Consider the following 25,821-nt stretch of genomic DNA (forward strand, 5'->3'; position numbering starts at 1 on the left):
TTTTATCAATTATTCCTTCTTATTTATTTATAAATATTAATTTTAAATGGCGTATGTAAGTAAATAATAAGTTATTTAATATTATCATTAATAATAATAATTCTTTCTTTTAGTTAAAACTCCTCTTTTCATTTTTGATTTTAAAACAACACTCCTCTAATCTATAACTAATTTAGGAACAAAAAGTTTATTAAACAATAGTAAACAATAATCATCACTCATCCCTGCTATATAATCAGCAACACCTCGCTCTAATCCTTCCTCATTCACTATATTCATATATATTTCCGGCATTTCACTTGGATTTTTAGTAAAATACTCTATAAGCTCATTTAATACAAATTTTGCTTTTTTCCTTTCATTCTTTAATGTTTCTCCTAAATATATATTTTTAAACATATATCCTCTTAATTCATTCATTGCTTCATTTATTTCATTACTTAACCCTATAGCCTTAATACCATTTTCAAGATTTTTATTTGAATTATTTATAAAATCGTATATTAATGTTCTGAGTCTTTCATCTGAACTATCCCCTAAAACTTTGACTATTTCTTTTGGTATATCATCTTTACTTAAAAGTCCAGCTCTTATAGAATCATCTATATCATGATTTAGATATGCCATCTTATCACTAAATTTAACTACAATACCTTCTAATGTTATTATATCTTTTGTTGTTCCAAGACCACTATGATGTAATATTCCATTAATAACTTCTTTCGTCAAATTAAGGCCTTTCCCTTCATTTTCTAGTCTAGTCACTACTCTAACACTCTGCTCATTATGTCTGAATCCACCTTTTAAATATTTATTTAAAACTTCTTCACCATTATGTGCAAAAGCTACATGGCCTAAATCATGACCTAATGCTATTGCTTCAATCAAATTTTCATTTAATCCAATTCCCACTCCAATTGTTCTTGCTACTTGTGATACTTCAAGTGTATGTGTAAGTCTAGTTCTATAGTGATCGCCTTGGGTTTTAATATATACTTGTGTTTTATGCTTTAAACGTCTAAAAGATTTACTTTGAATAATTCTATCCCTATCAATCATGTAACATGTTCTAATATCATCTTCTTTCTCTTCTTTTTCTCTTCCCAATGAATTCTTAGAAAATGCTGCCTCTTTTATAAGTGTCAAGCTTTCAAATTCTTGAATTTTTTCTTTCACGCCCATATATAATCACCTCTAATTATATATTCTATATTTATCACCATATTCCTTTATTTATTACCACTACTTATTATTTGCAATAATTTAGAAATAATATTCACATAATAATTTTTTATTCTTTTATTTAATTCTTTATGTATATTACTACCATATTCTTAATATTATTAATAATGAAGATTTTTCTTAAAATGATAATTTGCAAAGGAGATTGCATATGAATAATGAAGTTCCGCCTTCATCAAATTATAATTTATCACCTGAAATTATTAAGCAAAAAGTTCTACCATTTTACAACTTAAAAAATGCAAAAGTTTCAATGGTTAAATTTAAAGATAGCGATAAACAAAGAGCCGTCTACAAAATAACTAACGATGAAAAAAACTACTGTTTAAAAAAAGTCTATTATAATAAAAATGATTTATTATATGTATATTCTGCTATTGAGTGGCTTTATCAAAATAATATAAATGTACCCAAACTATTACCTACTGTTAATAATGGTAGATTTATATCACATGATAATATGTTATTCATTTTAACCCCTTGGATTGAAGGTGAAAAATGTAGCTTTGATAATAACAATCACGTTAGCCTTTCGATAAAAACGTTAGCAAATATTCATTCAGTATCTAAAAATTTTTATCCTATAAACAATAATTCCTCAAAAATTGGTTTTGATGATTATTACATATCTACTCTAAAGCATTTTCAAGATTTACTTAAATCCTCTAATGATGCATTTAAATATAAAGATAGTTTTTCAAAAGACTTTTTAGATAACTTTGATGTTAATATTAAGCTGGCAAAGATATCTTTATATATGTCTAGAAATATAGATAAAGAGCTTTTATCAACTGCTCTATGTCATGGTGATTATGTAAATAAAAATATTATTTTTACTGATTCCAATAATGTATGGATAATTGATTTTGATAAATGTAAAGAAGATTATTGTGCACGTGATTTATCATATTTTATGAGAAGAATACTTAAAAGAGAAAATACAAATTGGGATTCTGATTTAGCAATATCTATTTTAAAAGATTATACTTCAATAAAATCACTTTCATCTTCAGATTTAAAATATATAGTATCATATATTTGCTTTCCTCAGAAATACTGGAAAATTTCCAGAGATTACTACAGAAATATTAAACGATGTAATAAATTAGCTTTCAAAAGATTATTATCAACTGCAACTTTAAAAAGCAAAAATCAATATAAATTTGCTTTAGAAGTAATAAACAAAGTTGAGAATGAGTTTAATATCTCTTTAATATAAAAAACCTGTCATATGACAGGTTTTTTATATTAACTATCTTGGATTTTTTACTTGTGCTTGTGCTGCTGCAAGTCTTGCAAGTGGCACTCTAAATGGTGAACATGATACATAATTAAGTCCTATATTATGGCAGAATTCAATTGATGAAGGATCTCCGCCATGCTCTCCACATATTCCTAAATGGATGTCTGGACGAGTAGACTTTCCTTTTTCTACTGCTATCTTAACTAATGATCCTACACCAGTTTGATCTAGCTTTCCAAATGGATCTTGTTCGTAAATTTTCTTATCATAATATGCATTTAAGAACTTAGCAGCATCATCTCTTGAGAATCCAAATGTCATTTGAGTTAAATCATTTGTTCCAAATGAGAAGAATTCTGCTTCTTTAGCAATCTCGTCAGCTGTTAATGCAGCTCTTGGAATTTCTATCATTGTGCCTACTTTATAATTTAAAGTTACACCTTTTTCTGACATAACTTCTTTAACTGTATTTACAATTACATCTTTTACATATTTCAATTCTTTAATTTCACCAACAAGAGGAATCATTATTTCAGGCACTATATTATAGCCCTTGCTTTGATTAACTTCTATAGCTGCTTCTATAATTGCTCTCGCCTGCATTTCTGCTATTTCTGGATATGAGACTGCAAGACGACATCCTCTATGTCCCATCATAGGATTGAATTCGTGTAAGCTTTGAACTGTAGCCTTTAACTCATCAAAAGTAACACCCATTTCAGATGCTAATGCCTTAATATCTACATCTGTGTTTGGTAAGAATTCATGTAATGGTGGATCTAGTAATCTAATAGTTACTGGCTTTCCTTCAAGTGCTTCATATATTCCTACAAAGTCTTCCCTTTGCATTGGAAGTATTTTATCTAATGCAGCTTTTCTTTGTTCAACATCTTTTGATATAATCATTTGTCTAACAGCCATTATTCTATCTTCTGCAAAGAACATATGCTCTGTTCTACAAAGGCCTATACCTTCTGCTCCAAATTCAACAGCTTGTTTAGCATCTCTTGGACTATCAGCATTAGCTCTAACTTTTAAACTTCTTATTTCGTCTGCCCATGCCATAAATGTTGCAAAATGTCCTGTTATTTCTGGTGCAACAGTTTTAATCTTTTCGCCATATACATTACCTGTTGCTCCATCTATTGAAATATAGTCATCAGCAGTATAAACTTTTCCATCTACTTCGACTATTCTCTTTTCTTCATCAACTTTTAAGCTTCCACAACCAGCTACACAGCAAGTTCCCATTCCTCTAGCAACAACTGCTGCATGAGATGTCATACCTCCTCTTACTGTAAGTATACCTTTTGCTGCAATCATACCTTCTATATCTTCTGGTGAAGTTTCAAGTCTTACAAGAACTACATCTTCTCCAAGTGCTGCTCTTTCCTTAGCTTCATCAGCACTGAATGCAATCTTACCACATGCTGCTCCTGGTGATGCTGGAAGTCCTTTTGCGATTGGATTAGCTTTCTTTAAATCCTCAGTATAGAAAGCTGGATGCAATAATGAATCTAACTGTTTAGGTTCAACCTTCAATATTGCTTGTTCTTTTGTAAGCATACCTTCTTCAACTAAATCAACTGCAATCTTAAGTGCTGCTTGTGCTGTTCTTTTACCATTTCTTGTTTGTAAGAAGTATAATTTTCCTTCTTCTATTGTTATCTCCATATCTTGCATATCTTTATAGTGATTTTCTAATTTATCAACAATTGCTTCAAATTGCTCATATATCTTAGGAGCTTGTTCTTGTAATTTAGATATTGGAAGTGGTGTTCTAATACCAGCAACAACGTCTTCACCTTGTGCATTCATTAAATACTCACCATATATAGCTTTTTCTCCTGTTGCTGGGTTTCTTGAAAATACAACCCCTGTACCTGATGTATCTCCTTTATTACCAAATACCATTTGCTGAACATTTACAGCTGTTCCCCATTCACCTGGTATATCATTTAATCTTCTATATACTATAGCTCTTGGATTGTCCCATGATCTAAATACAGCAGTTACCGATTCTATTAATTGAACCCTTGGATCTGATGGAAAATCTTCGCCTTTTTCTTTCTTATAAATTTCTTTAAAACTAACTACTAAATCTTTTAAATCATCTGCTGTTAAATCCGTATCAAATTCTATGCCTTTTTCTTCTTTTAATTCATCTATTTTATTTTCAAATAATCTTTTTTCAATACCCATAACAACATCTGAAAACATTTGAATAAATCTTCTATATGAATCATAAGCAAATCTTGGATTATTTGTAAGACTAGCTAAAGCTTCAACTGCAATATCATTTAATCCTAAATTTAAAATTGTATCCATCATACCTGGCATTGATACTCTAGCTCCTGATCTAACTGAAACTAGCAATGGATTTTGATTATCTCCAAATTTCTTTCCTGTTTCTTCCTCAAGCTTTCCTAGACATTCATAAATTTGTTCAATTATCTCATTAGAAATAAGTTTTCCATCTTCATAATACTTATTACATGCTTCAGTACTAACTGTAAATCCTCCCGGAACCGGTATTCCAAGATTTGTCATCTCAGCTAAATTTGCGCCTTTACCTCCAAGCAAATTCTTCATTGAAGCATTTCCTTCACTAAATAGATAAACGTACTTTTTTGTCATTTCAATACTCCCTCTCTTCTTCATTAAATTTCTCACCATTTTTATATATACTATCGATAACAATTTGTATCGTAGTTACCCATATAATTTAAAATTATTTATTAACGTCTCCAAGCTTAACAAATAATTTTGTTATATTAGTTTTAGAAACCTTACCTATTATTTGTATTATATTTTTACCCTCATTATTCATATAACTCTTAACTACAGGAATGCTATCAATCTCATGTTCAATAATCTTTTTAGCCAAATCATAAGCATTGTCATTTTCATTGGCACAAATTATATTCGGCATTCTTGTCATTATTACTCCTACTGGTACTTTGTGAATATCTGTTCCACCTATCGAAATTTTAAGAAAGTCTTTTCTTGAAACTGCACCAGTAAGTACTCCATTATTTTCTACAAATAAAGTTCCTACATCATTTAAAAATAAGAATACGATTGCATCATATACCATTGTATCTTCACTTACAGTAATCGGTTTAGACATTATTTCTGAAACCTTAATTTTACTTATGTATTCATAAACCAATCCTGCTGATGATTCTCCTAGGTATACATATCCAACCTTAGGTCTTGCTGCTAACGTACCTATCATAGTTAAAACAGCTAAATCAGCCCTAAGGGCTGCTCTAGTTACACCCAATCTTTCAGCTAAAGCTTCACTAGTTATTGGTTGATTTTCTTTTACTAAACTTATAATTTCCTCTTGTCTAGATGATAAATTCATATCATACCTCTTTCTATAAGCAAAAGAAATATTTAGCTTTTATCCATATATTTCTTGATACAATCTAATTATACCATTTTATTTCATTTTTACTAGACTAAATTTTCAGAAAAATCAAATAAATTCGCCAAACATTTCTTTTATACTTATTTCATTTTAACTTTAATCTCATTTTTATCCAAATTAATACATATTAAGCTCTTACTTGTCAGAATCTTCTTCATCAAATTTTACAGTGTAACTATATATTGTTTCACCGCCTGTATAAATTTTCTCTTTATTTTCATCAGTAAATATAGGATTTTCCTTTTTAACTTCATTAACTTTATTTTTTACTTTTCCTGCTATATCACTAGCCTTCTCTTTAACGTCACTAGCCACTTTAGAAACATATTTATTAACAACCTCAACAGTACCGTCTTCTTTTGTGATCTCTATTGTTATCTTAGTTGCTATGGCAGCAATTAAAGCGGCAGCAAGTATTGGTGGTATTATAATTCCTATAACTGTTGCTGCAACCCCTGCATTCACTGGAATGTCTGCTAATTCTTTTTCATCTTTTTTTATTTTTATTCTTGTAACATTGCCTTTATCAATCAATTCTTTTATATAGGCTTTTAATTCATCTACAGAAACTGAACTCTTATTATTTTCTTCGTTTTCACTATTATCTTCATCCACTATTTTGGGTTGATTTTTTTCTATATATATTAGGGCCTCTAATACATCACCATTACAAAATTCTAATGCTTCTTTAGCTTCTTCATAAGTAACATTTGTTCTATCCTTGACCATATCAACTTTTTCTAGAGTTATATTTTCCATAATTCATCACTCCTTAATATATTTTAGCATTTCTAAACTCTTTGGTTTTTTAGAATAATTATTCGATATCAAAAAAGTTGTTACTCTTTCTATCTCATTCTTTATTTCAGAATTTAAATTTAATCTATATAATTTGCTTATATGCATATTTTTTAGAAACCTCAAAGCATTATATCCACCTTTTGATATATAAGTACCATTTTCTTTAGGACATTCATCACAAACGCCCCCATAATTAGATAAATTTATATAATTTGATGTACTTATTTTTTTACCACATACGCTACAACTATCTAGATTTATATTGTATCCAGTATATCTTAAAAGTTTTATTTCAAATGCTCTAACAAGCAATTCATAATCTAATGCATCTGTATTTAATAGATATAAGGTAGTTACAAAATCCTTAAAGATATACTCATTAGATTCTTCATCTGAACATGCTATATCAACTAATTCACATAAATATGATGAATAAGTAAGCTTATCTAAATTATCTAAAAGTCCTTGAAATGAATTTAAGATTCTTCCTTCTTGAAGAGTATATAAATTCTTTCCTTTATACATTAAATATTCCCCATAGCATAAAGGTAATGTTAATGATAAAAATTTGCTTTTACTCTTTTTAGCGCCTCTAACAACAGCTGTGATTTTACCCATATTTTCAGTGTAAAACCAAACTAATTTATCATTTTCTTTAAAGTCTTGAGTTTTTATTACGACAGCTCTTGTTGTAAATAATGTTTGATTTCCCATTGTTATTTATTCTTTTTATATCCAAGTTCTTTTAATAGATTTTGATTATCTCTCCACTCTTTTCTAACTTTAACCCAAATCTTTAAATTAACTTTTGATCTTAAGAATCTCTCCAATTCATACCTTGCAGTTTCACCAATCTTTTTAAGGCACTGTCCATTCTTTCCTATTATTATTCCCTTATGTGAATTCTTTTCACAAATCAAATCAACTTCAATATGATATGTTCCTTTTTCATTTTGTTTCATTTGAATTATATCTACAGCTATTCCATGTGGAACTTCATCTCTAAGAGTTCTTAACGCTTTTTCTCTTATTATTTCTGATACAACAAATTTTTCTTGAACATCTGTTATCATATCATCTGGATAATATTTAGGCCCTTCAGGTATGGCATTCTTCATTAAATTAATTAATGTATCTACATTCTTTCCCTTTATTGCTGAAATAGGTATTATTTCAGCAAAAGGAAACTCATCGCTAAACATTTGTAATGTTTTTGCAACTCTATCTTGAGTGCTTTCATCCACTTTATTTAAAACAAGAAATACTGGACATTTTTTATCTTTTAAACTTTCTAAAATAAATTTATCTCCTTTTCCTATTTCATCGCATGGATTTGTTAAAAATAATACTAGATCAACATCCTTTGTTGATTCTTTTGCTGCATTTACCATATACTCACCTAATTTGTGTTTAGGCTTATGTATTCCCGGCGTGTCAACAAATATCATTTGAAAATCGTCTTCTGTTAAAATTGTTTGTATATTATTTCTAGTTGTTTGCGGTTTATTGGAAACTATCGATAATTTTTCTCCCATTATATAGTTTAGTAAAGTTGATTTTCCCACATTAGGTCTTCCAACTATTGTAACAAAACCTGATTTAAACATATTTCCTCCTTATGTTCTGCTTAAGTAGTAATTAAGCCTTCCTCTATTGTTAAAATACTTAAAAAGATATTTCGTATTAAATATTATACTCTAAATGTATAAATAGTATATCACTAAGTTCTTTAATTAACAATCCACAGTTGACAGTTGACAGTTGACAGTTGACAGTTGACAGTTGACAGACCATTGTACTTTTGCCTTTATTCATGTCAAGTGTATTTTTTATTTATTTTAGTTCTAATTAGGCTTTTAATTTCATATTTTAACTGTATCTATCATAAAGTTAAAAACATAGATCTTATTTATAAAATCTAAAAAATTAAAGATAGTAAAAAAACAGCTAAAAATTGTATAACAATTTTTCATGCAATACTACATTTCAAAAAAATCTGTAAGTTTTTTTCTCCTTGATTGTCAACTGTTCACTTTCAATTCTAAACTATCTAAAGTCTAAATACAGTAAAAATAATAAGTGTTAATAATGTTCCAAATATTGCCCCAACAACAACCTCAAGTATACTATGAACTTCAGAATCAACTCTGCTTTGAGCTGTAATAAAGGCTAATAAAAAACTAAGAAGTATACATATTGGTTCTTCTGTTATTAATGATATTGCAGTTGCTATAGAAAATCCCAAAGCACTATGACCACTAGGCATACCACCCTTTAAAGGTGTTCCTTCTCCAAAGATTGCCTTAACTATTATAGTTGCTATACATACTATAAATAACACTATAAGCATGGTATACGGCTCTGAATTTTTAACTTTATTTATTAAATTATACGAAAGATTTGATACCTTATCCCAAAATATAACGTATCCTACTACCAATGCATTAATTGCTGTTATAAGAACAGCTCCTGCTGCTGCATTTTTTGCTACCTTTGCTAATGGATGATAATAATTAGTTGTCATATCTATAGTTGCTTCTATAGCCGTGTTAACTAATTCAGCTGCTATTACCATTGATATAGTAACTGTTAGTATTAAAAACTCAACTTTGCTTATATCAAAACAAAAACAGGCTATTAGTACTCCCAAAGTAGCAATTAAATGTATTCTCATATTTCTCTCTGTTCTTACTGTATCAATAATTCCATTTATGGCATTATTGAAACTATCCAATGTTTTTTTTATTTTCATCAATTACAGCCCCTTTTATAAAGAAACACATAGACTTATAAAATATAAATTATTATAATTTTATTATTATTAAATCCTATACTTTATTATTCATATTAAATAGTTCAAGAATTAATAAATTATCTTAATATATTTAACTTTCCTAATATTTCTTCTTCTCTTTTTCTCATAATGATTTTCTCATCATCTTTCATATGATCATATCCAAGCAAATGAAGTACCGAATGTACAACTAAGTATGATGCTTCTCTTTCAAAAGAATGATTATATTCCTTACTTTGCTCTAAGGCCTTTTCTAACGAAAGAACAATATCTCCAAGTACAAGTTCTTCTCCATCTAAGTCACTAGGCAAAAATTCATGATCTTTATATTGTTCTTTAAACACTTTATTTTCTGAGTATTCTAGCATAGGAAATGATAAAACATCTGTTTCCTTATCAATATTTCTAGTTTCATTATTGATTTCTTTTATCTCATCATTATCTACAAATAATAATGAAACTTCACATTTCACACTTACTTCTTCTTCTTTCAATGCGAATTCTATAACATAAGTTAATTGATCAATTAATTCTTTATCCACATTTATCTTTGTCTGCCTGTCATCCACATAAATCATATTTATTACTCCTTATTGTCTTCCTTTTTCTTTTCTTTAGGATACTCTACCCTTTCATGATACATTCCATTTAAACTTGACATAAAGCATTTTCTTATCTTATCTAAGTCTTTTAATGTCAATTCACAATTGTTTAATTGGCCTGTTGCTAATTTATCATTAATTATATTGTTTATCATTTCATCAACTTTTTCTTTATTTGGTTCTTTTATTGATCTTACAGCTGCTTCAGTGCTATCTGCAAGCATTACTATTCCAGCTTCTTTTGAACTTGGTATTGGTCCCGGATACCTGTAATCATCTTCTTTTATATCCTCTAAATTATCAGAATTATTTTTCATTGTATAATAAAAATATTTTACCAAAGTATTCCCATGATGTTGTGCAATAATTTCTTGAATAACTCTCGGTAAATTATGTTTTCTTGCAAGTTCTAATCCATCCTTTACATGAGAAATTATAACTGATGCACTTAAATTAGGTGATATCTTATTATGAGGATTTTCCATACCCATTAAATTTTCACCAAAGAAATATGGTCTTTCTGTTTTTCCAACATCATGATAATATGCTCCAACCCTTGCTATTACAGCATTAGCTCCCACTTCTTCTGCGGCGAGTTCTGCTAAATTAGCAACCAAAATACTATGATGATATGTTCCCGGTGCTTCCATCAACAGTTTTTTTAGTAATGGTGAGTTTGGATTAGATAGTTCCAATAACTTAAGTACTGTAACTTCATTAAATGTACTTTCTAAGAATGGTAATATTCCCATTGCAAATACACCTGATAATATACTGCCTATAAATGATATACCACTTTTAATGAATACATCCATGAAATCACTTGATATCAGCATTCCTGTAGTTACTGTAATTATTGCACTTACAATTGCAATATATACAGTCGTATATAACAATTCATTTCTTTGCTGCATTCTTTTAAGTAAAGTAGAAGCTAATATTGAACTTACAATTCCTATCATCATTACTTGAATATCAAATCCATTTAATGCACTTATGAGAATCATATTTAATGAACTAACAACAAGTGATATCTTATAATTTATTAGCAACGATATAAGCATAGGTGCACATGCAAACGGCATTAAGAGAGGCGATACAAAACCTAGTGCACGTGCAAATACTAATGACATTATATTAATTAAACTTATTAAAGCTAACTTTTTAGTATCTTTATATACAGCTACGTAATTAGATTTTATATATATAAATTGTAAAAACATTATTGTAGCTAAAAATACTCCTACTACAAGATAAACATATGAATATACTTTAGCATTTTCATCATCAAGCATTCCTAAGTCTGATAATAATTGAAGCTGTTCAGCTGTTACAGGTTCCCCCTCTTTTACTATTATTTGATTTTGCTTTATTATAACCTTAGATACATTCTTTTGCGCTTCTTTAATTTTTTCTTCTGTTTTATCTACATCATAAAAGAAATTTGGATTTATCTCATTACTTACAATTGCTGAAAAAGCATTTGATAACTCCTCACTTAATCCCAAAACTTTTACATCCTTCGTTGCATTTTCTCTAGCTTCTTTAAGTGATTCTTCATCATTTTCTTCTAAGTTTTTTTCATATGCCGTATTTATTATGTTAAGAATATTTTTTTGTAAACTATCCAGATTTTCTTTTGGAATATCTAATAAAGCTTTATATTCATTTTGTGTTAAAGTAACATTTATAACTTTTTTAAGCTCTGCGATTTTCTCATATTGAGTTTTTAAATTATCACTTTCTTTATCATTTGAATCTTCTTCATCATTTTTCTCTCCAACTAATGAAACACTTTCATTTAATTTATCAAACAATATTTTTATATTGTTCTCTGCCTCACTTTTAACTTCTCCTCTTAATGTGTATTGTTTTCCAACTTTTTCAATAGCCTGATTTTCTTTTTCAAGAGTTGACTTTTCATCAACAATATCCCTGGTTGCCTTGATATCGACTCTTGGTATATCCCCTTCTTTTAAATTATATTGCTTAGGCGTTACAGTACTAATAAGTAATATATATGCTATCATGTATACTACAAAAAATAACACTATTCTCCTAATCTTTATATTATTATGTTGTACACTATTATTTTTATTCTGTCCATCCTTCATGTATATCACCTTCTCATCTCATAATAAAGCAATTACCATACTTTTTCTGCTATATCTTGCTCTACAGTAAACGTAATTTTAACTATTATTTTGCCATTACCTAAGTCGTCTTCTTCTATTTTTTTGTCTATAATTTTAGCATCCTTACTCAAGCTTTTTTCTAACGATTTTTGTAAATTTAAAGCACATTCATTTATAACTGTATCTTTATCTAAATTTATTTGTTCGCCTTTCTTTTCAAAATATACAACTTTATTTAACAGTCCTTTCCTTTCTTCTATTTTATCATAATATTCAAAATCATTTATAGCCTTTTTTAAGTAAATTTTTTTGTTACAAATATTTATATAGATGTCACTATCCTTATTTCCAGTTCGTTTTAATTTTTCACCACTTATTTGGACTTCCATAAACTTATCATAGAAGGTATTAGCTATTACAGTTCCACTAGGTTTAACCTCTTTTTCAAACCCCTCTCTTCCTTCCTTCTGCAAAATCAATACATCGCCTTTTTTTACTATATCTCCAGGTACAACAGCAGAATTTCCTGAAACTGTAAACACTCTTTTAATTTCCCCATCCATCTTAGCTAAAACTTCATTAGGAAGTTCTTTTTCAGTTAAAGGCGGGTTTATTTTTTCTTTTATAACAACTCTAAGAGTTGATCCTTCAATTCTTACTCGAATCCACATTATTTGATCATCTAAATCTTCCATTTTCCTTTCTATATTGTAAACGTTAATATTAGCTTTCTTTATTCCCGGAGTTATTCCTATTGATGTTAATTCTTTTCGAACCTCAAACGGAGTTAAGTTATTTTGTGTTTCAATATCTATTGCCCAGATATTATTAGATAACAAATATAATAATATGAAAAATACCACAAACCCAACAGCTAAAGAAAGCCTCCTTTTTATTTGTAATATAAATACTATTACCCCATTCATTCCAATAACTTTTATTTTTCCCTTTAACTTTTTTACTACATTTACAGCTTGTTTATATTCTGAATACATTATCGAACATCTAATCGTTGTTAAATTCCTCCTAGTAACATTTGAAGTTTGAATATTATTTTTCCATAACGCATTCAATATTTTTTCTATTGATAAAGCACTTATTTCTATTGTTATTTTCCCAGACTTTAATTTTTCTAAATTCATTTTTTCTACCTCTCATATGAAATACCTTTAAATATTCCGCTTATAGTCATTGTGGTATCTCCAATAAACAATATTTCAAAATCTTTTCCATTTATAGCTATACTACCAATTCTAGAATTTATTTTAATCTGATCACTTTCAAAAGATAATATTCCCTTATGATTTTCAATTGTTATCTCTTTATCTCCAGTTACTATTATTTTAGGTAGGTCTAAAGTAATATCACTAGGAAAATCAAGTTTACTCAAAATCTTCTCTCTACCCTTTTGAAATTTCTCCTCCATAATTTTCTCCTCCATAATAAAGTTATTCATTTTTAATTTATGATATATAATCAAAATTAATGCTATAAATACCACCTTTTATGTTATTACTTTGAATAAAAAAATCGCCAAGGCGACTATGATATAATCCCCTATAAAATATAAATCCAATAGAATACAATAATTTAAATTCAATAAAATCCTTTAGCCGTCGATTTTTTTCAGCGCATTCTGGATTTTCTGAGCTTGCCGAAGAAAAGGCCAGGCGCATATAATTTATTTTTTATTCTTTAGGAGCTGTGCATTTAGTTTAGTGCAATATTTTTTTAAATAACCTATCCACAGATTGTCCGTGAATATAATTTCCTAAAGAATAAAAAAGAGCCGCTTTATAGCGACTCTTTTTAAATAATAAAAGAACTCAAGTATACTTGAGTTCTTTTATTATTTATTATTTAAATATTCTTTAACAATTTGACTAACAAGTTTGCCATCTGCTTTACCTAAAACTTTAGGTCTAACTACTGCCATAACTTTTCCCATGTCTTTAATGTTATTTGCACCCACTTCTTCAGCTGACTCTTTTACTATTTGTTTTATTTCTTCTTCGCTTAACTGCTGAGGAAGGTATTTTAAAAGGATTTCTATTTCAGCCTTATTTTGCTCAACTAGATCTTCTCTGTTCCCTTTTTCGAAATCAGCCAAAGCTTCTCTTCTTTGTTTGATTTCTTTTGCTAATATACTAATAACATCATCGTCTGCAAGTACTTTGTTCTCAGTCTTTTCAACTAATAATACCGCAGCCTTAGCTGTGCTAAGTACATTAGCTGTGAACTTATCTTTAGTCTTTAAAGCAGTTTTCCAATCATTTTGTAATTGTTCTTTAATTGTTGGCATATCCGTACCCTCTTTCAAAAGAAATAATTCTACTTGAACTTTCTCTTTCTAGCAGCTTCTGATTTCTTCTTCTTCTTAACGCTTGGCTTTTCGTAATGTTCTCTCTTTCTAACTTCTGAAAGAACTCCAGCTCTAGCACATTTTCTTTTAAATCTTCTTAACGCACTTTCAAGTGTTTCATTTTCTCCAACTTTAATTTCTGACATTGATATCCCTCCCTCCGCTAGCTAAAATTAATCAGCTATGGGCTTAATAACACATGATATATTATACAATATTTAAATAAACTATGTCAAGAATTAAGTAAAAAAATCAAAAGCTTATATCTAGAAACGGAGACAGTTTAAGTCAATTTCATAGGTAAAGTTTTTCCACCAAGTACGTGGAAATGAATATGATTTACAGTCTGACCACCATCTCTACCACAATTATTAATAATTCTATAACCTGAATCAGCTATTTTTTCTTCTTTAACTAACTTATTTATAACTTTAAATATATGTGCTATTATATCTGAATTTTCTTCATTTAGTGCATTAACACTTTCTATATGTTCTTTGGGCACAACTAAAAAATGAATAGGTGCTTCAGGATTTATATCATGAAAAGCTATTACTTTATCATCTTCATATAGTTTTTTACTTGGTATTTCACCTTTTATTATTTTACAAAAAATACATTCATCCATGCTCTCACCCCCTTAATCAATCCATGTCCTTTAGGATACCCATCATGGCAATTCATAATTTATTTTTATAAATTCAGCATTCAAAATATACATTTCAAAATTTAAGTAAGATCATTTACTTTTTAATGAATGTATGAATTGTATTACTAAATTTATCTTGCCTACCATCTGATTTATCTTTTATCTAAATTAATATTTACTTGTTTTAACATTATATTTTGTAGATACTTCATATTTTTTATTAAATGTACTACTATTTATTATACCAATATATATGTTAAATTTCTACATTTCAAAACAATATAACTTAGATTTTATGTTGTTTCATTTATAAAATACTTTCTTATTTATATATCTACCTTACAAAAGATTTTGTTATAAACATATTAATTATGACAAAATCTTACCACTTACATAATCACCATTTGCTTCTTCTATCTTACATTTAACTATTTTTCCAATTATATCACTTTTTTCACTTTCAAATACAACTCTAACATAATTCCTAGTATAGCCTTCAAAATATCCAGGCTTTTCATTGAGTTCTTTTTCAACTAAAACATCCATTTCTCTTCTAACTAAAGATTCACTAAATTCACCTTCATTTTTATTATTAAGTTCAATTAATGCCTTACTTCGCTTTTCTTTAATTGTCCCATCAACCTGGTTAGGCATGTTTTCAGCCTTAGTACCCTTTCTTGGACTAAATTTAAATATGTGTGTTTTAGTTAGTTTTATTCTTTCTAAAAATTTATATGTTTCATTAAACTCTTCATCCGTTTCTCCTGGAAACCCTACAATAACATCTGTTGTTATTGATGCATCTTTAAGATTTTCTCTTATTTTATAAACAGCTTCTTCATATTCTTTAGCTGTATATCTTCTATTCATTCTTTTTAAAGTTTCATCACATCCACTTTGAAGTGATAAATGGAATTGTGGGCATAATTTTTTCATATGCCTCATTTTTTCAATAACTTCATCTGTAAAGAAACTTGGCTCAATAGATCCTATTCTTACTCTTTCAATTCCATCTAATTTTTCAATTTCTTGAAGAAGACTTATAAGAGTTACATCTCCTTCTAAATCTACACCATAAGACGCTGTATGAATTCCAGATAATATAATTTCTTTAAACCCGTGTTCTTCTAGTCTTTTTATTTCTTCTAAAACCTTATCTGGATCTTTTGAGCAAGTTCTTCCTCTTGTATATGGTATTAAGCAATATGTACAAAATCTATTGCAGCCATCTTGTATCTTTAAGAATGCTCTAGTCTTATCTTGATATTCTTCTATGTTAAGCTCCTCGAAAGTTTTATTCTTAAGAACTTCCCCAACAGCCACCTGCATCTTGCCTTCATCTTTAGCCTTATTTACATAATAAACAACATCACCTTTGTTTCTAGTACCAAGAACAACGTCAACTCCATCTATTTTAGAAACTTCATCTGGAGATACTTGTGAATAACATCCCACTGCTGCAATAACAGCATTTTCATTTTTCCTTCTAGCTCTTCCTATTATTTGTCTAGATTTCTTGTCACTCATATTTGTTACTGAGCATGTATTGATTACATAAACATCTGCGAAATTATCAAATTCAGTTATTTCATATCCTTCCCTAAGGAATTTTTCCGTCATTGCTTCCGTTTCGTAATGATTTACTCTACATCCTAATGTTGCAAAAGCCACACTAGGTTTTCTATTTTTCTTTAGTTCTTCTTCATTTTTTTCTTGAACTATCTTAATTTGGCTTTCTACCATATTAATCTAAATCCCTCCTAAGTCTCCTAATTCATATTGCAATAATGCTGCTAACGTAAATCCTGCTGTTTCAGTTCTAAGTATTCTATTTCCAAGTGTTATAATCTTAGCACCTTTTTCTCTTAGTAGTTCTATTTCCTCTTCTTCGAATCCGCCTTCAGGACCTATTAATATACCAATGTCAACTATATCTTCTAGCTTTATATTATTCTCTTCAAATTGATTTATTAGGCTTCTTATCCCATAATTCTCTGCATTCTCATATGCTACTAGAAATAAATCCATATCTTTTAATTCATCTATTGCTTCATCAAAGTCAACTACTTCTTTTACTTTCGGTATTATGCTTCTTTTAGACTGTTTGCAGGCCTCCAATGCTATTCTATTTAATCTATCAAGTTTTTTAAACTCACCTTTAAGTTTTACATCAACTCTTGAAGTAATAGTAGGAATAAATTCAAAAACTCCAAGTTCAGTTCCTTTTTGAACTATTAAATCCATCTTTTGTCCTTTAGGAAGACCTTGAAACAAATGAATTCTTATACTGCTTTCATTGTTTTTATCTAATTTTTCTATTATTTTTACAATGACTTCAGATTTAGTAATGCTGTCTATTTCACATAAATATTCAATACCTTCACAATTATTTAGGATTATTTTTTCACCTTCATCTAATCTTAAAACTTTGTATATATGTTTAACATCATCACCTAATATTTTTCCTTCACTTGTTGTAATATTACATGGCTCTGTAAAAAATTTATGCATAATCTTCTCCTTTAAAACATTTATTTAATACATTTTGCAACTATGCAATTCCATTCACCATCTTTATTTATTTCAATTACTTCAAATCCACATTCATTTAATTTATTTGTTACCATTTCAACTCTATCATGGATTATTCCTGATGTTATGAATAATCCTCCATCATTAAGTGCTTTCTTAACATCTTCAGTTAATACGCATATAATTTCAGCAATTATATTTGCAACAACAACATCTGCTTTTCCATTTACTACATCTAATAAATTACCTTCTAAAACTTCTATATTATCTAAATTATTAAAGCTTATATTTTCTTTTGAAGAATCAACAGCTACAGGATCTAAATCAACACCTATAACATGTTTTGCACCAAGCTTTGCTGCTGCTATTGCAAGAATTCCTGATCCACATCCAACATCGAATACAGTTGTATCTGGTTTAACATATTTATCTAAAGCTTGAATACACATTCTTGTTGTTTCATGAGTACCTGTTCCAAAAGCCATACCTGGATCTAATTCTATTACTAAATCTTTTTCATTCGCCTCATATTCTTCCCATATTGGCTTAATTACAATTTTATCTGTAATTTTAACTGGCTTATAGTACTTCTTCCAATTGTTGGCCCAATCTTCTTCATGCATTGTTTTTGCTTCAACTATACCTTCACCAATATCTATTCCCATTGATTTTATTTCTTCAAGTTTTTCCTTAGTATACTCAACAATTTCATCTACCTTATCATCTTGTGAAAAATAAGCTTTAACCACTGCTGCGTTACCTTTATGTTCTAATATATTTATATCTGCAAAATCCCATGTTAATGGTCCCTGATCTCTAGATAGCAAATCTTCTGGATCTTCTATTGCAACATTAGGGCATCCTAATCCATAGAAAATACCTGATATTGGTTCTAAAGCCTCACTCTTTGTTATTACACTAACTTCTATCCATATTCCATCCATTATATAATCTTCCCTTCCTAATTTATTATAATTTATTTATCTCATTATTTTTATTAATTTCTAACGCAAAAATATATTGTAATATTATCTCTAAGATAATAAAACAAGTAGAATATATGTATTTCAGCATAGCTGCTCTTTTGCATATAATGCTTAGTTAGATACAAACCTATCGGTATAGCCCATCTTCATCTACTGATGAAGATGTTTCCTTAAGCAGAGAGCCCAAATCTTGTATTTTGTGCGAATCGCTTACACCTATGAATGTATATGATTAGGTGTTTCCTTATTTTTAATTACATCTAATCTCCATAATATAAGCATATTCTTATATTCTTATATTCTTATATTCTTATATTCTTATATTCTTATATTCTGGGCATTTTTTCATTCTTAAAATAATTACACAATAATTTTTTTATTTAACCTGTGTCACTTCTTTACTTTTAGTTGTCGTAACTTCTAGTTATTCACATTTTAAAGGAAACTCACTATTCACATCCGTTCATAGGAGTAAGTTCGATCAGCCAAATATATTCGGAAACTTCTACTCACATTCGTTCGTAGAAGGGCTATACCACTAAACTCGTTCCTCACCAAGTTTTATATGCCAATTTGGGTTCTCACTTAACTGCAATTAAAAACTTTGTCCTTATTCCTTTTTCAGTAAACATCTTTTCATGTTCAGTTTCAACATTACCTATAAAATCACTATTATGTAAATCATAAGTTATATATTTAATTGTAAACTTACTTTCCTTAAAATATTCAAGAGATTCTTCAAATAATTCATCATCATCAGTTTTAAAATAAATTTCTCCATTATCACGCAAAAAAGTTCTATATTGATTTAACTGCCTAGTGTGAGTTAATCTTCTCTTTTTATGCTTTTCTCTTGGCCAAGGATTGCAAAAATTTATATAGATTCTATCTATAACATCATTTTCATCAAATATGTTGCTTATGAGGCTTATTTCTTGTGCCATTAATTTAATATTGGTAAGTGGCATATTTTTTTCTTCATATGCTTTAACAATATTTCTCTTCGCCAGTCCTAATACTTCATCTTTTATATCAATTGCCATATAATTTATATTTGGATTTTCTGAACCATGTACAGCCATAAACGTTCCTTTTCCACATCCTAATTCTAAATATATAGGCTGATCTTTTTCAAAAGTTTCTCTCCATTTCCCTTTATTTTCTTTAGGATTTATAACAAAAAAGCTACAAGCCTCTAATTCAGGTCTCGCCCATGGTTTTTTTCTCATTCTCATAGTTATTCACTCCATTATTTATCATTCATAATAATTATACATATATAAAAATATATTGCAATTTTTTGTTCCTTTTACTCTATAATTCATATAAATATATATATTTTTTTAATCTAAATAAGCCACAATAAAGTTTAAACATATTAATATCGTAAACTTTACTGTGGCTAATATATTATTCTTTACTATGAATATATTTTTACTAGATCCTTTAACTCATTTTCATATTTATCTACAAACTCTTCAAAATTAACATTTTTTTCTTCTACCTTTATTGCAAGTTCGTATAAGAATTCCGGAATTTTTTCACTTAAAATACTTCCATAGACTTTCCCTAATCTTGCATTTCCCTCTTCAAACGATCCATTAATATGAAGTTCAAATACATCTTTAAGTTCACCATCAATTCTTTTACGACTTCCAGCAAATCCTATCATCGAAGCTTCATGAATACCGCACGAATTCATGCAACCTGACAAATGAACCCTTGGAAGAACATCTTTTTTATAACTTTTTTCTCTAAAATATTCTAATATATTAAATAGGGTCTTTTGACTTTCACAGATACCAATTTGACAAGTAGGTACTCCTATACATGATACACTTTCTTCTAGATGTGTTTCTCCCCCACGACCTTCTGTAATATCTAGAACCTTTCCAGCTTCATCACCATTTAAGTTTCTTATATATATTCCTTCTGTCATTGTAAGGCGTAATTCCACTTGCTTCATATCTTCAATACAATCTAATATATCTTCTAAATCTTTTAAGTGTAATTGCCCTCCAAAAGGATGAAAATATACACTATATAATCCATTTTGTTTTTGAGCATATAATCTTTGATTATTTATTTCTGTTTTCTTTCCTTCTTTATCAATTTCAATTGGATGTAAATCTAAAGTTAAATCTTCATCTTTCATCACATCATCAAGCTTTTCTTGATAGCATTTTAGAAATTCTTCTTTTCCCATCCTCTCTACAATATATCTTATTCTTGCTTTATGTTTATTTTCATAGTCTCCTTGTTCAATAAACAGTTTAGTCATTGCTTCAACGTGATATAAAACTACACTTGGATCTATTAACTTTGGGTATTCTATACTTAATTTAGGATTAGCACCTAGTCCACCTCCCAAGTATACCTTAAAATATTTCTTATGATCTTTAATTGTTGCTAAAAACCCTAAATCTGTAATATTACAATGACCACAATCCATATTGCTGCTTGAAAAAGATACCTTTAACTTTCTTGGTAGTTTATATGAAGTTATCTTTTTTAGAAAATGATTATTTACTATTAATGCATATGGAGTTACATCAAATGCTTCAAATCTGTCAACACCTGCTAGAGGAGAAATAGCAACATTCCTTGGATAATTACCACCTGCGCCTCTTGTGTATATATTTTCTTCTAGTGCTTCTTTCATAAGGTCACAAACCTCATCTATTGTTAAATCATGAAATTGTATTGCTTCTCTTGTTGTTAAATGAACCTTTTCCAATCCATACTTTTTAGCTGTATCTAAAATCCACTTCATTTGTTTCTTGCTTGTTATACCAGATGGAATTCTTAGTCTTATCATAAACCCATTTTTATTTCTTTGAGCATATACTCCCATGCCGCCAGATACTTTCTTAAATTCCATAATTGAAATTTCATTTTCTAAAAATTTATGTCCAACTTTTCTAAACTCTTCGATTTCTTTTAATAATTCTTTTTTTAAATCATCCATTTGTTAATCTTCCCCTCAATTTAGATTTGATAAATATATTCTATAAATAATATTCTGATATCCGCTCAAAAATATTCATAAATACTTATATCTTTTGATACACTCCGAATTATTAATAAATTTTACAAAAACTTTTTATAAATTTTTCATAAAATTTATAACGTAATTATAAATTAAATTAACTTTTTATAAAATTAGTAAATTATTGTAGTTTTCCATCGATATATTTTTTGAATATAACAATAAAGGAGATGGAAAGTCATGCAAATAAACAGTATAACAAATAGTACTAATAATAATTATTCTTCAACACAGACCAATAACAACTCAAGCGAACTATCAGAACTAAAATCTCAATTAAAAGAATTACAAAGTGATTTATCAGAAGTTCAAAGCGATTCTTCATTAGATGAAGATACCAAAACAACAAAAACTTCTCTTTTGCAATCACAGATTTCATCAGTTCAAAATCAAATAACAAAGTTAAAAACTGAGGAAAAGGAATCGCAATCTCAAACAAAAGATTCACCAAACAATTCTGATAGTGAAAAAAGTGGAGTAGTTGTATCTGGAAATTTAAGTAGACTCATAGATGCTAATCGCTCTGGTGATAAATCTGTTATTAAGCAAATTAAATCTAAGCAAGAAAAAGAAAAGAATAATACTTACACTATATACTAATATTTTATTTGTATCAATTAGTACACATAATTTATAAAATAAGAGCATTTATTCTAAGTTAATAAATGCTCTTATACATTCCTATTTATTTTTTCCAAACAATTTTTTCTTATGAGTTCCTGTAGCTGCATCTGGTTCTTCACCACTAGCTACCATAAATGCTCGAAGTGCTTCTTCTTGAGCTTTTGTTAATGATTTTGGAATATCAACTATAACTTTAACATATTGATCTCCACGTCCTGATGAGTTAACTCTTGGTATACCCTTGCCTTTTAATCTAAACATAGTTCCAGATTGAGTACCAGCAGGAACTGTATATTTTACATTACCATCTACAGTAGTAACAGTTATTTCTGTTCCAAGAGCAGCTTTTGCCATAGATATATGAGTATCTATATAAACATCATTTCCTTTTCTAGTAAACACTTTAGATGGAGTGACATTAATCCTTACATATAAGTCTCCTGCACTTCCCCCTCTTAATCCATGTTCTCCTTGTCCTCTTAGAGGCATTACATTTCCTGTATCAACACCTGCTGGAATATTTACTGTTATCTTTCTAGATTTTCTTACGTTACCTTTACCTCTACATTCTTTACATGGAGTATCAATTATTTCTCCTGTACCATTACATTTATCACATGTAGATTGTGATACAAAATTTCCAAATGGAGTTTGTCTTTGTACTCTCATTTGTCCTGTTCCATTACATGTAGGACATGTTTTTTTATTTGTTCCAGGTTCTGCCCCTGATCCATGACAATGATCACAATTTTCACTTCTAGTTATTGTTATTTCTTTTTCAACACCAAAGATAGCTTCTTCAAAAGTTAAATTTAGAGTATATTCAATATCATTTCCTCTTACTGGACCATTTCTTCTTCTTGAGCTTCCACCACCGCCGCCAAAGAATGAATCAAATATATCACCAAATCCACCCATGTCAAATCCATCAAAACCACTAAATCCACCGCCGCTGAATCCACCTGTTCCATCAAAGGCAGCTGATCCAAATTGATCATATTTAGCTCTTTTCTCTGAATCTGAAAGAATCTGATAAGCTTCATTTATTTCTTTAAATTTAGCCTCTGCTTCTTTATCACCTTGATTTCTATCTGGATGATATTTAACAGCTAGTTTTCTAAAGGCCCTTTTTATCTCATCGTCACTTGCAGTTTTATCAACTCCAAGAACTTCATAATAGTCTTTACTTGCCATTTATTATATTCACCACCTAGTTTTATTTACATTGTATCCATTATATATATTTTTTATATTGGCTACAACTATACGAACCACTCAAATCAAAAAGCTTTTTTATGCTTTTTACCTAAACAAATTTATTTTACTAAACTTTTATATATTTCTCAATTAAAAATTAATTAATAAAAATATATTTTCATTAATTAATTATTCAATGCTTTATAAAAAGGGAAGACTAAAGCATCGCCTTCCCTTATAGATTATTATTTTAATAACTTAATACTATTTATCTTCATCTACTTTAAAATCTGCATCTACAACATTGTCATCATGTGGTGCACTTTGCTGTGCTCCAGCTGCATTTGGATCCATTCCTGCAGCTGTTGGATCTTGTTGATACATTTTAGCAGCTATTGGATAAAATGCTTGATTAGCAGCTTCTATAGCAGCCTTAATTGCTTCTACATCTTCTCCATCTTTAACCTTCTTAAGTTCATCAAGTTTATCTTGAACTGCTTTCTTTTCATCTTCAGTAGCCTTGTCACCAATTTCACTTAATGTTTTTTCTAATTGATAGATTGTTTGATCAGCATTATTTGCAACCTCTATCTTTTCTTTTCTTTTTTTATCTTCTTCTGCAAATTTTTCTGCTTCTTTTACAGCCTTATCTACTTCATCATCACTTAAGTTTGTTGAAGCTGTAATTGTTATATTTGCTTCTTTTCCAGTTCCTTTATCTAAAGCAGACACTTTAACAATACCATTTGCATCTATATCAAATGTAACTTCTATTTGAGGAATTCCTCTTGGAGCTGGTGCTATTCCTGAAAGTGTAAATCTACCTAATGACTTGTTATCTACAGCCATTTGTCTTTCACCTTGAACTACATTGATTTCAACTGAAGTTTGGTTATCAGCATAAGTTGAGAATACTTGACTCTTCTTTGTTGGAATAGTTGTATTTCTTTCTATTAATGGAGTAGCTATTCCACCAGCTGTTTCAATACCAAGTGTTAATGGAGTAACATCAAGTAATACTACATCTTTAACTTCTCCTGTAAGTACTCCAGCTTGTATAGCAGCACCAACTGCAACACATTCATCTGGGTTAACTCCTTTTGAAGGTTCTTTTCCTGTAAAGTTCTTAACTGCTTCAACAACAGCTGGAATTCTTGTAGATCCTCCAACTAATATTATTTTATCTATATCACTTAATGAAAGTTTAGCATCAGCTAAAGCTTTTTTCATTGGTTCGATACTTCTTTGAACTAAATCATGAGTAATTTCATTAAACTTAGCTCTTGTTAATGTCATATCTATATGCTTTGGACCAGTGCTATCCGCAGTGATGAATGGTAAGTTTATATTTGTTTGAGTTGAAGATGATAATTCAATCTTAGCTTTTTCGGCAGCTTCTTTTAATCTTTGAAGAGCCATTTTATCCTGCATTAAATCAATTCCATTTGCTGCTTTGAAATCATCAGCTATATACTTCATAATTTTTTCATCAAAGTCATCTCCACCAAGCTTTGTATCACCATTTGTAGATAATACTTCAAATACTCCATCACCTAAATCTAGGATAGATACGTCGAAAGTACCACCACCTAAGTCGTAAACTAAAATCTTGTGTGCTGAATCAGTTTTATCTAATCCATAAGCAAGAGATGCTGCTGTTGGCTCGTTGATTATTCTTAATACTTCAAGTCCTGCTATTTTACCTGCATCTTTAGTCGCTTGTCTTTCGCTATCATTAAAGTAAGCAGGAACTGTTATAACTGCTTGAGATACAGTTTCACCTAAATAAGCTTCTGCATCAGCTTTAATTTTTTGAAGAACCATAGCTGAAATTTCTTGTGGTGAATAATCTTTTCCATCTATATTAACTTTATAATTAGTTCCCATATGTCTCTTTATTGATATAACTGTTTTGTCTGGATTAGTTATTGATTGTCTTTTCGCAACTTGACCCACAAGTCTTGACCCATCTGCTTGGAATGATACTACTGATGGAGTAGTTCTAGCGCCTTCTGAGTTAGCAATAACTACTGGTTCTCCACCTTCCATAACTGCTACACATGAATTTGTAGTTCCTAAATCAATACCTATAATTTTTCCCATGATATATTCCTCCTAAAACTAAATAGTTTATTTTCTTCATTTTTAATTTCTGTATATGTTTAATTA

Annotated in this window: 23 protein-coding genes; 2 read left to right on the forward strand and 21 right to left on the reverse strand. The window is 29.1% G+C overall.

Going from position 1 to position 25,821, the window contains the following annotated elements; genetic code table 11:
* Positions 1-156: 156 nt before the first annotated feature.
* Positions 157-1,182 (reverse strand): deoxyguanosinetriphosphate triphosphohydrolase, encoded by a 1,026-nt coding sequence (locus CNEONATNEC86_RS16630; protein ID WP_058296276.1) that lies wholly within the window; start codon positions 1,180-1,182, stop codon positions 157-159.
* A gap of 211 nt (positions 1,183-1,393) precedes the next feature.
* Here CNEONATNEC86_RS16630 and CNEONATNEC86_RS16635 point away from each other — a divergent pair, with 211 nt between their 5' ends.
* The gene (locus CNEONATNEC86_RS16635) at positions 1,394-2,461 is read left to right on the forward strand and encodes a CotS family spore coat protein (RefSeq protein WP_125150127.1); all 1,068 of its coding nucleotides are present in this window, start codon (positions 1,394-1,396) and stop codon (positions 2,459-2,461) included.
* Positions 2,462-2,494: 33 nt separating this feature from the next.
* On the opposite strand, the gene ppdK is transcribed toward CNEONATNEC86_RS16635, so the two are convergent.
* The 18 genes from ppdK to CNEONATNEC86_RS16725 all read right to left on the reverse strand — a co-directional run bounded on the left by ppdK (position 2,495) and on the right by CNEONATNEC86_RS16725 (position 21,750).
* Positions 2,495-5,122, reverse strand: a complete 2,628-nt coding sequence (ppdK, locus tag CNEONATNEC86_RS16640) for a pyruvate, phosphate dikinase (RefSeq protein WP_125150126.1) — start codon at positions 5,120-5,122, stop codon at positions 2,495-2,497.
* A 94-nt stretch (positions 5,123-5,216) separates the two neighbouring features.
* Positions 5,217-5,855, reverse strand: coding sequence for a transcriptional regulator CcpN (gene ccpN, locus CNEONATNEC86_RS16645; RefSeq protein ID WP_125150125.1), 639 nt, complete (start codon positions 5,853-5,855; stop codon positions 5,217-5,219).
* 201 nt (positions 5,856-6,056) lie between these two features.
* Positions 6,057-6,680 (reverse strand): DUF4342 domain-containing protein, encoded by a 624-nt coding sequence (locus CNEONATNEC86_RS16650; RefSeq protein WP_058296279.1) that lies wholly within the window; start codon positions 6,678-6,680, stop codon positions 6,057-6,059.
* Positions 6,681-6,686: 6 nt separating this feature from the next.
* On the reverse strand, positions 6,687-7,436 hold the full coding sequence (gene recO / locus CNEONATNEC86_RS16655; RefSeq protein ID WP_058296280.1) for a DNA repair protein RecO: 750 nt from the start codon (positions 7,434-7,436) through the stop codon (positions 6,687-6,689).
* Between the two features lie 2 nt (positions 7,437-7,438).
* On the reverse strand, positions 7,439-8,329 hold the full coding sequence (era, locus tag CNEONATNEC86_RS16660; RefSeq protein ID WP_058296281.1) for a GTPase Era: 891 nt from the start codon (positions 8,327-8,329) through the stop codon (positions 7,439-7,441).
* Positions 8,330-8,772: 443 nt separating this feature from the next.
* Positions 8,773-9,474: a diacylglycerol kinase gene (locus CNEONATNEC86_RS16665; protein WP_058296282.1), complete on the reverse strand. Its 702-nt coding sequence runs from the start codon at positions 9,472-9,474 to the stop codon at positions 8,773-8,775.
* Positions 9,475-9,593: 119 nt separating this feature from the next.
* A complete protein-coding gene (ybeY, locus tag CNEONATNEC86_RS16670) occupies positions 9,594-10,094 on the reverse strand; it encodes an rRNA maturation RNase YbeY (protein ID WP_058296283.1) in 501 nt (166 codons plus the stop codon).
* A gap of 5 nt (positions 10,095-10,099) precedes the next feature.
* Positions 10,100-12,232 carry an HD family phosphohydrolase gene (locus CNEONATNEC86_RS16675; protein WP_125150123.1) on the reverse strand — a complete coding sequence of 711 codons (2,133 nt, stop codon included), beginning with the start codon at positions 12,230-12,232 and terminating at the stop codon, positions 10,100-10,102.
* 32 nt (positions 12,233-12,264) lie between these two features.
* Positions 12,265-13,395, reverse strand: a complete 1,131-nt coding sequence (yqfD, locus tag CNEONATNEC86_RS16680) for a sporulation protein YqfD (RefSeq protein WP_125150122.1) — start codon at positions 13,393-13,395, stop codon at positions 12,265-12,267.
* 5 nt (positions 13,396-13,400) lie between these two features.
* Positions 13,401-13,679 carry a sporulation protein YqfC gene (gene yqfC / locus CNEONATNEC86_RS16685; RefSeq protein WP_058296286.1) on the reverse strand — a complete coding sequence of 93 codons (279 nt, stop codon included), beginning with the start codon at positions 13,677-13,679 and terminating at the stop codon, positions 13,401-13,403.
* 423 nt (positions 13,680-14,102) lie between these two features.
* Positions 14,103-14,555, reverse strand: coding sequence for a GatB/YqeY domain-containing protein (locus tag CNEONATNEC86_RS16690; RefSeq protein WP_058296287.1), 453 nt, complete (start codon positions 14,553-14,555; stop codon positions 14,103-14,105).
* 29 nt (positions 14,556-14,584) lie between these two features.
* Entirely contained in the window at positions 14,585-14,761 is a 177-nt protein-coding gene (gene rpsU / locus CNEONATNEC86_RS16695; RefSeq protein ID WP_008429643.1) for a 30S ribosomal protein S21, read from the reverse strand.
* A gap of 137 nt (positions 14,762-14,898) precedes the next feature.
* Positions 14,899-15,243: a histidine triad nucleotide-binding protein gene (locus tag CNEONATNEC86_RS16700; RefSeq protein ID WP_058296288.1), complete on the reverse strand. Its 345-nt coding sequence runs from the start codon at positions 15,241-15,243 to the stop codon at positions 14,899-14,901.
* Positions 15,244-15,633: 390 nt separating this feature from the next.
* Entirely contained in the window at positions 15,634-17,007 is a 1,374-nt protein-coding gene (gene mtaB / locus CNEONATNEC86_RS16705; RefSeq protein ID WP_159136423.1) for a tRNA (N(6)-L-threonylcarbamoyladenosine(37)-C(2))-methylthiotransferase MtaB, read from the reverse strand.
* A 6-nt stretch (positions 17,008-17,013) separates the two neighbouring features.
* Positions 17,014-17,775, reverse strand: a complete 762-nt coding sequence (locus tag CNEONATNEC86_RS16710; protein WP_125148244.1) for a 16S rRNA (uracil(1498)-N(3))-methyltransferase — start codon at positions 17,773-17,775, stop codon at positions 17,014-17,016.
* A gap of 20 nt (positions 17,776-17,795) precedes the next feature.
* Positions 17,796-18,740, reverse strand: coding sequence for a 50S ribosomal protein L11 methyltransferase (gene prmA / locus CNEONATNEC86_RS16715; protein ID WP_058296291.1), 945 nt, complete (start codon positions 18,738-18,740; stop codon positions 17,796-17,798).
* Between the two features lie 623 nt (positions 18,741-19,363).
* Positions 19,364-20,017, reverse strand: coding sequence for a tRNA (guanosine(46)-N7)-methyltransferase TrmB (gene trmB, locus CNEONATNEC86_RS16720; RefSeq protein WP_058296292.1), 654 nt, complete (start codon positions 20,015-20,017; stop codon positions 19,364-19,366).
* A gap of 185 nt (positions 20,018-20,202) precedes the next feature.
* Positions 20,203-21,750 carry a nitrite/sulfite reductase gene (locus tag CNEONATNEC86_RS16725; protein WP_159136424.1) on the reverse strand — a complete coding sequence of 516 codons (1,548 nt, stop codon included), beginning with the start codon at positions 21,748-21,750 and terminating at the stop codon, positions 20,203-20,205.
* A gap of 261 nt (positions 21,751-22,011) precedes the next feature.
* Between CNEONATNEC86_RS16725 and CNEONATNEC86_RS16730 the strand changes: the two genes are divergently transcribed.
* Entirely contained in the window at positions 22,012-22,431 is a 420-nt protein-coding gene (locus CNEONATNEC86_RS16730) for a FlxA-like family protein (protein ID WP_159136425.1), read from the forward strand.
* Between the two features lie 81 nt (positions 22,432-22,512).
* On the opposite strand, the gene dnaJ is transcribed toward CNEONATNEC86_RS16730, so the two are convergent.
* Positions 22,513-23,649 (reverse strand): molecular chaperone DnaJ, encoded by a 1,137-nt coding sequence (dnaJ, locus tag CNEONATNEC86_RS16735; RefSeq protein WP_097919306.1) that lies wholly within the window; start codon positions 23,647-23,649, stop codon positions 22,513-22,515.
* A gap of 267 nt (positions 23,650-23,916) precedes the next feature.
* On the reverse strand, positions 23,917-25,755 hold the full coding sequence (gene dnaK / locus CNEONATNEC86_RS16740; protein WP_058296296.1) for a molecular chaperone DnaK: 1,839 nt from the start codon (positions 25,753-25,755) through the stop codon (positions 23,917-23,919).
* Positions 25,756-25,821: the final 66 nt, after the last annotated feature.

The organism is Clostridium neonatale, from assembly GCF_900465025.1.
GTDB classification, from domain to species: Bacteria; Bacillota; Clostridia; order Clostridiales; family Clostridiaceae; genus Clostridium; species Clostridium neonatale.

Bases quoted from the DNA above. Each gene is read 5' to 3' on its own strand.
- CNEONATNEC86_RS16630 (WP_058296276.1), bottom strand. From the start codon at position 1,182: ATGGGCGTGAAAGAAAAAATTCAAGAATTTGAAAGCTTGACACTTATA.
- CNEONATNEC86_RS16635 (WP_125150127.1), top strand. From the start codon at position 1,394: ATGAATAATGAAGTTCCGCCTTCATCAAATTATAATTTATCACCTGAA.
- ppdK (WP_125150126.1), bottom strand. From the start codon at position 5,122: ATGACAAAAAAGTACGTTTATCTATTTAGTGAAGGAAATGCTTCAATG.
- ccpN (WP_125150125.1), bottom strand. From the start codon at position 5,855: ATGAATTTATCATCTAGACAAGAGGAAATTATAAGTTTAGTAAAAGAA.
- CNEONATNEC86_RS16650 (WP_058296279.1), bottom strand. From the start codon at position 6,680: ATGGAAAATATAACTCTAGAAAAAGTTGATATGGTCAAGGATAGAACA.
- recO (WP_058296280.1), bottom strand. From the start codon at position 7,436: ATGGGAAATCAAACATTATTTACAACAAGAGCTGTCGTAATAAAAACT.
- era (WP_058296281.1), bottom strand. From the start codon at position 8,329: ATGTTTAAATCAGGTTTTGTTACAATAGTTGGAAGACCTAATGTGGGA.
- CNEONATNEC86_RS16665 (WP_058296282.1), bottom strand. From the start codon at position 9,474: ATGAAAATAAAAAAAACATTGGATAGTTTCAATAATGCCATAAATGGA.
- ybeY (WP_058296283.1), bottom strand. From the start codon at position 10,094: ATGATTTATGTGGATGACAGGCAGACAAAGATAAATGTGGATAAAGAA.
- CNEONATNEC86_RS16675 (WP_125150123.1), bottom strand. From the start codon at position 12,232: ATGAAGGATGGACAGAATAAAAATAATAGTGTACAACATAATAATATA.
- yqfD (WP_125150122.1), bottom strand. From the start codon at position 13,395: ATGAATTTAGAAAAATTAAAGTCTGGGAAAATAACAATAGAAATAAGT.
- yqfC (WP_058296286.1), bottom strand. From the start codon at position 13,679: ATGGAGGAGAAATTTCAAAAGGGTAGAGAGAAGATTTTGAGTAAACTT.
- CNEONATNEC86_RS16690 (WP_058296287.1), bottom strand. From the start codon at position 14,555: ATGCCAACAATTAAAGAACAATTACAAAATGATTGGAAAACTGCTTTA.
- rpsU (WP_008429643.1), bottom strand. From the start codon at position 14,761: ATGTCAGAAATTAAAGTTGGAGAAAATGAAACACTTGAAAGTGCGTTA.
- CNEONATNEC86_RS16700 (WP_058296288.1), bottom strand. From the start codon at position 15,243: ATGGATGAATGTATTTTTTGTAAAATAATAAAAGGTGAAATACCAAGT.
- mtaB (WP_159136423.1), bottom strand. From the start codon at position 17,007: ATGGTAGAAAGCCAAATTAAGATAGTTCAAGAAAAAAATGAAGAAGAA.
- CNEONATNEC86_RS16710 (WP_125148244.1), bottom strand. From the start codon at position 17,775: ATGCATAAATTTTTTACAGAGCCATGTAATATTACAACAAGTGAAGGA.
- prmA (WP_058296291.1), bottom strand. From the start codon at position 18,740: ATGGATGGAATATGGATAGAAGTTAGTGTAATAACAAAGAGTGAGGCT.
- trmB (WP_058296292.1), bottom strand. From the start codon at position 20,017: ATGAGAATGAGAAAAAAACCATGGGCGAGACCTGAATTAGAGGCTTGT.
- CNEONATNEC86_RS16725 (WP_159136424.1), bottom strand. From the start codon at position 21,750: ATGGATGATTTAAAAAAAGAATTATTAAAAGAAATCGAAGAGTTTAGA.
- CNEONATNEC86_RS16730 (WP_159136425.1), top strand. From the start codon at position 22,012: ATGCAAATAAACAGTATAACAAATAGTACTAATAATAATTATTCTTCA.
- dnaJ (WP_097919306.1), bottom strand. From the start codon at position 23,649: ATGGCAAGTAAAGACTATTATGAAGTTCTTGGAGTTGATAAAACTGCA.
- dnaK (WP_058296296.1), bottom strand. From the start codon at position 25,755: ATGGGAAAAATTATAGGTATTGATTTAGGAACTACAAATTCATGTGTA.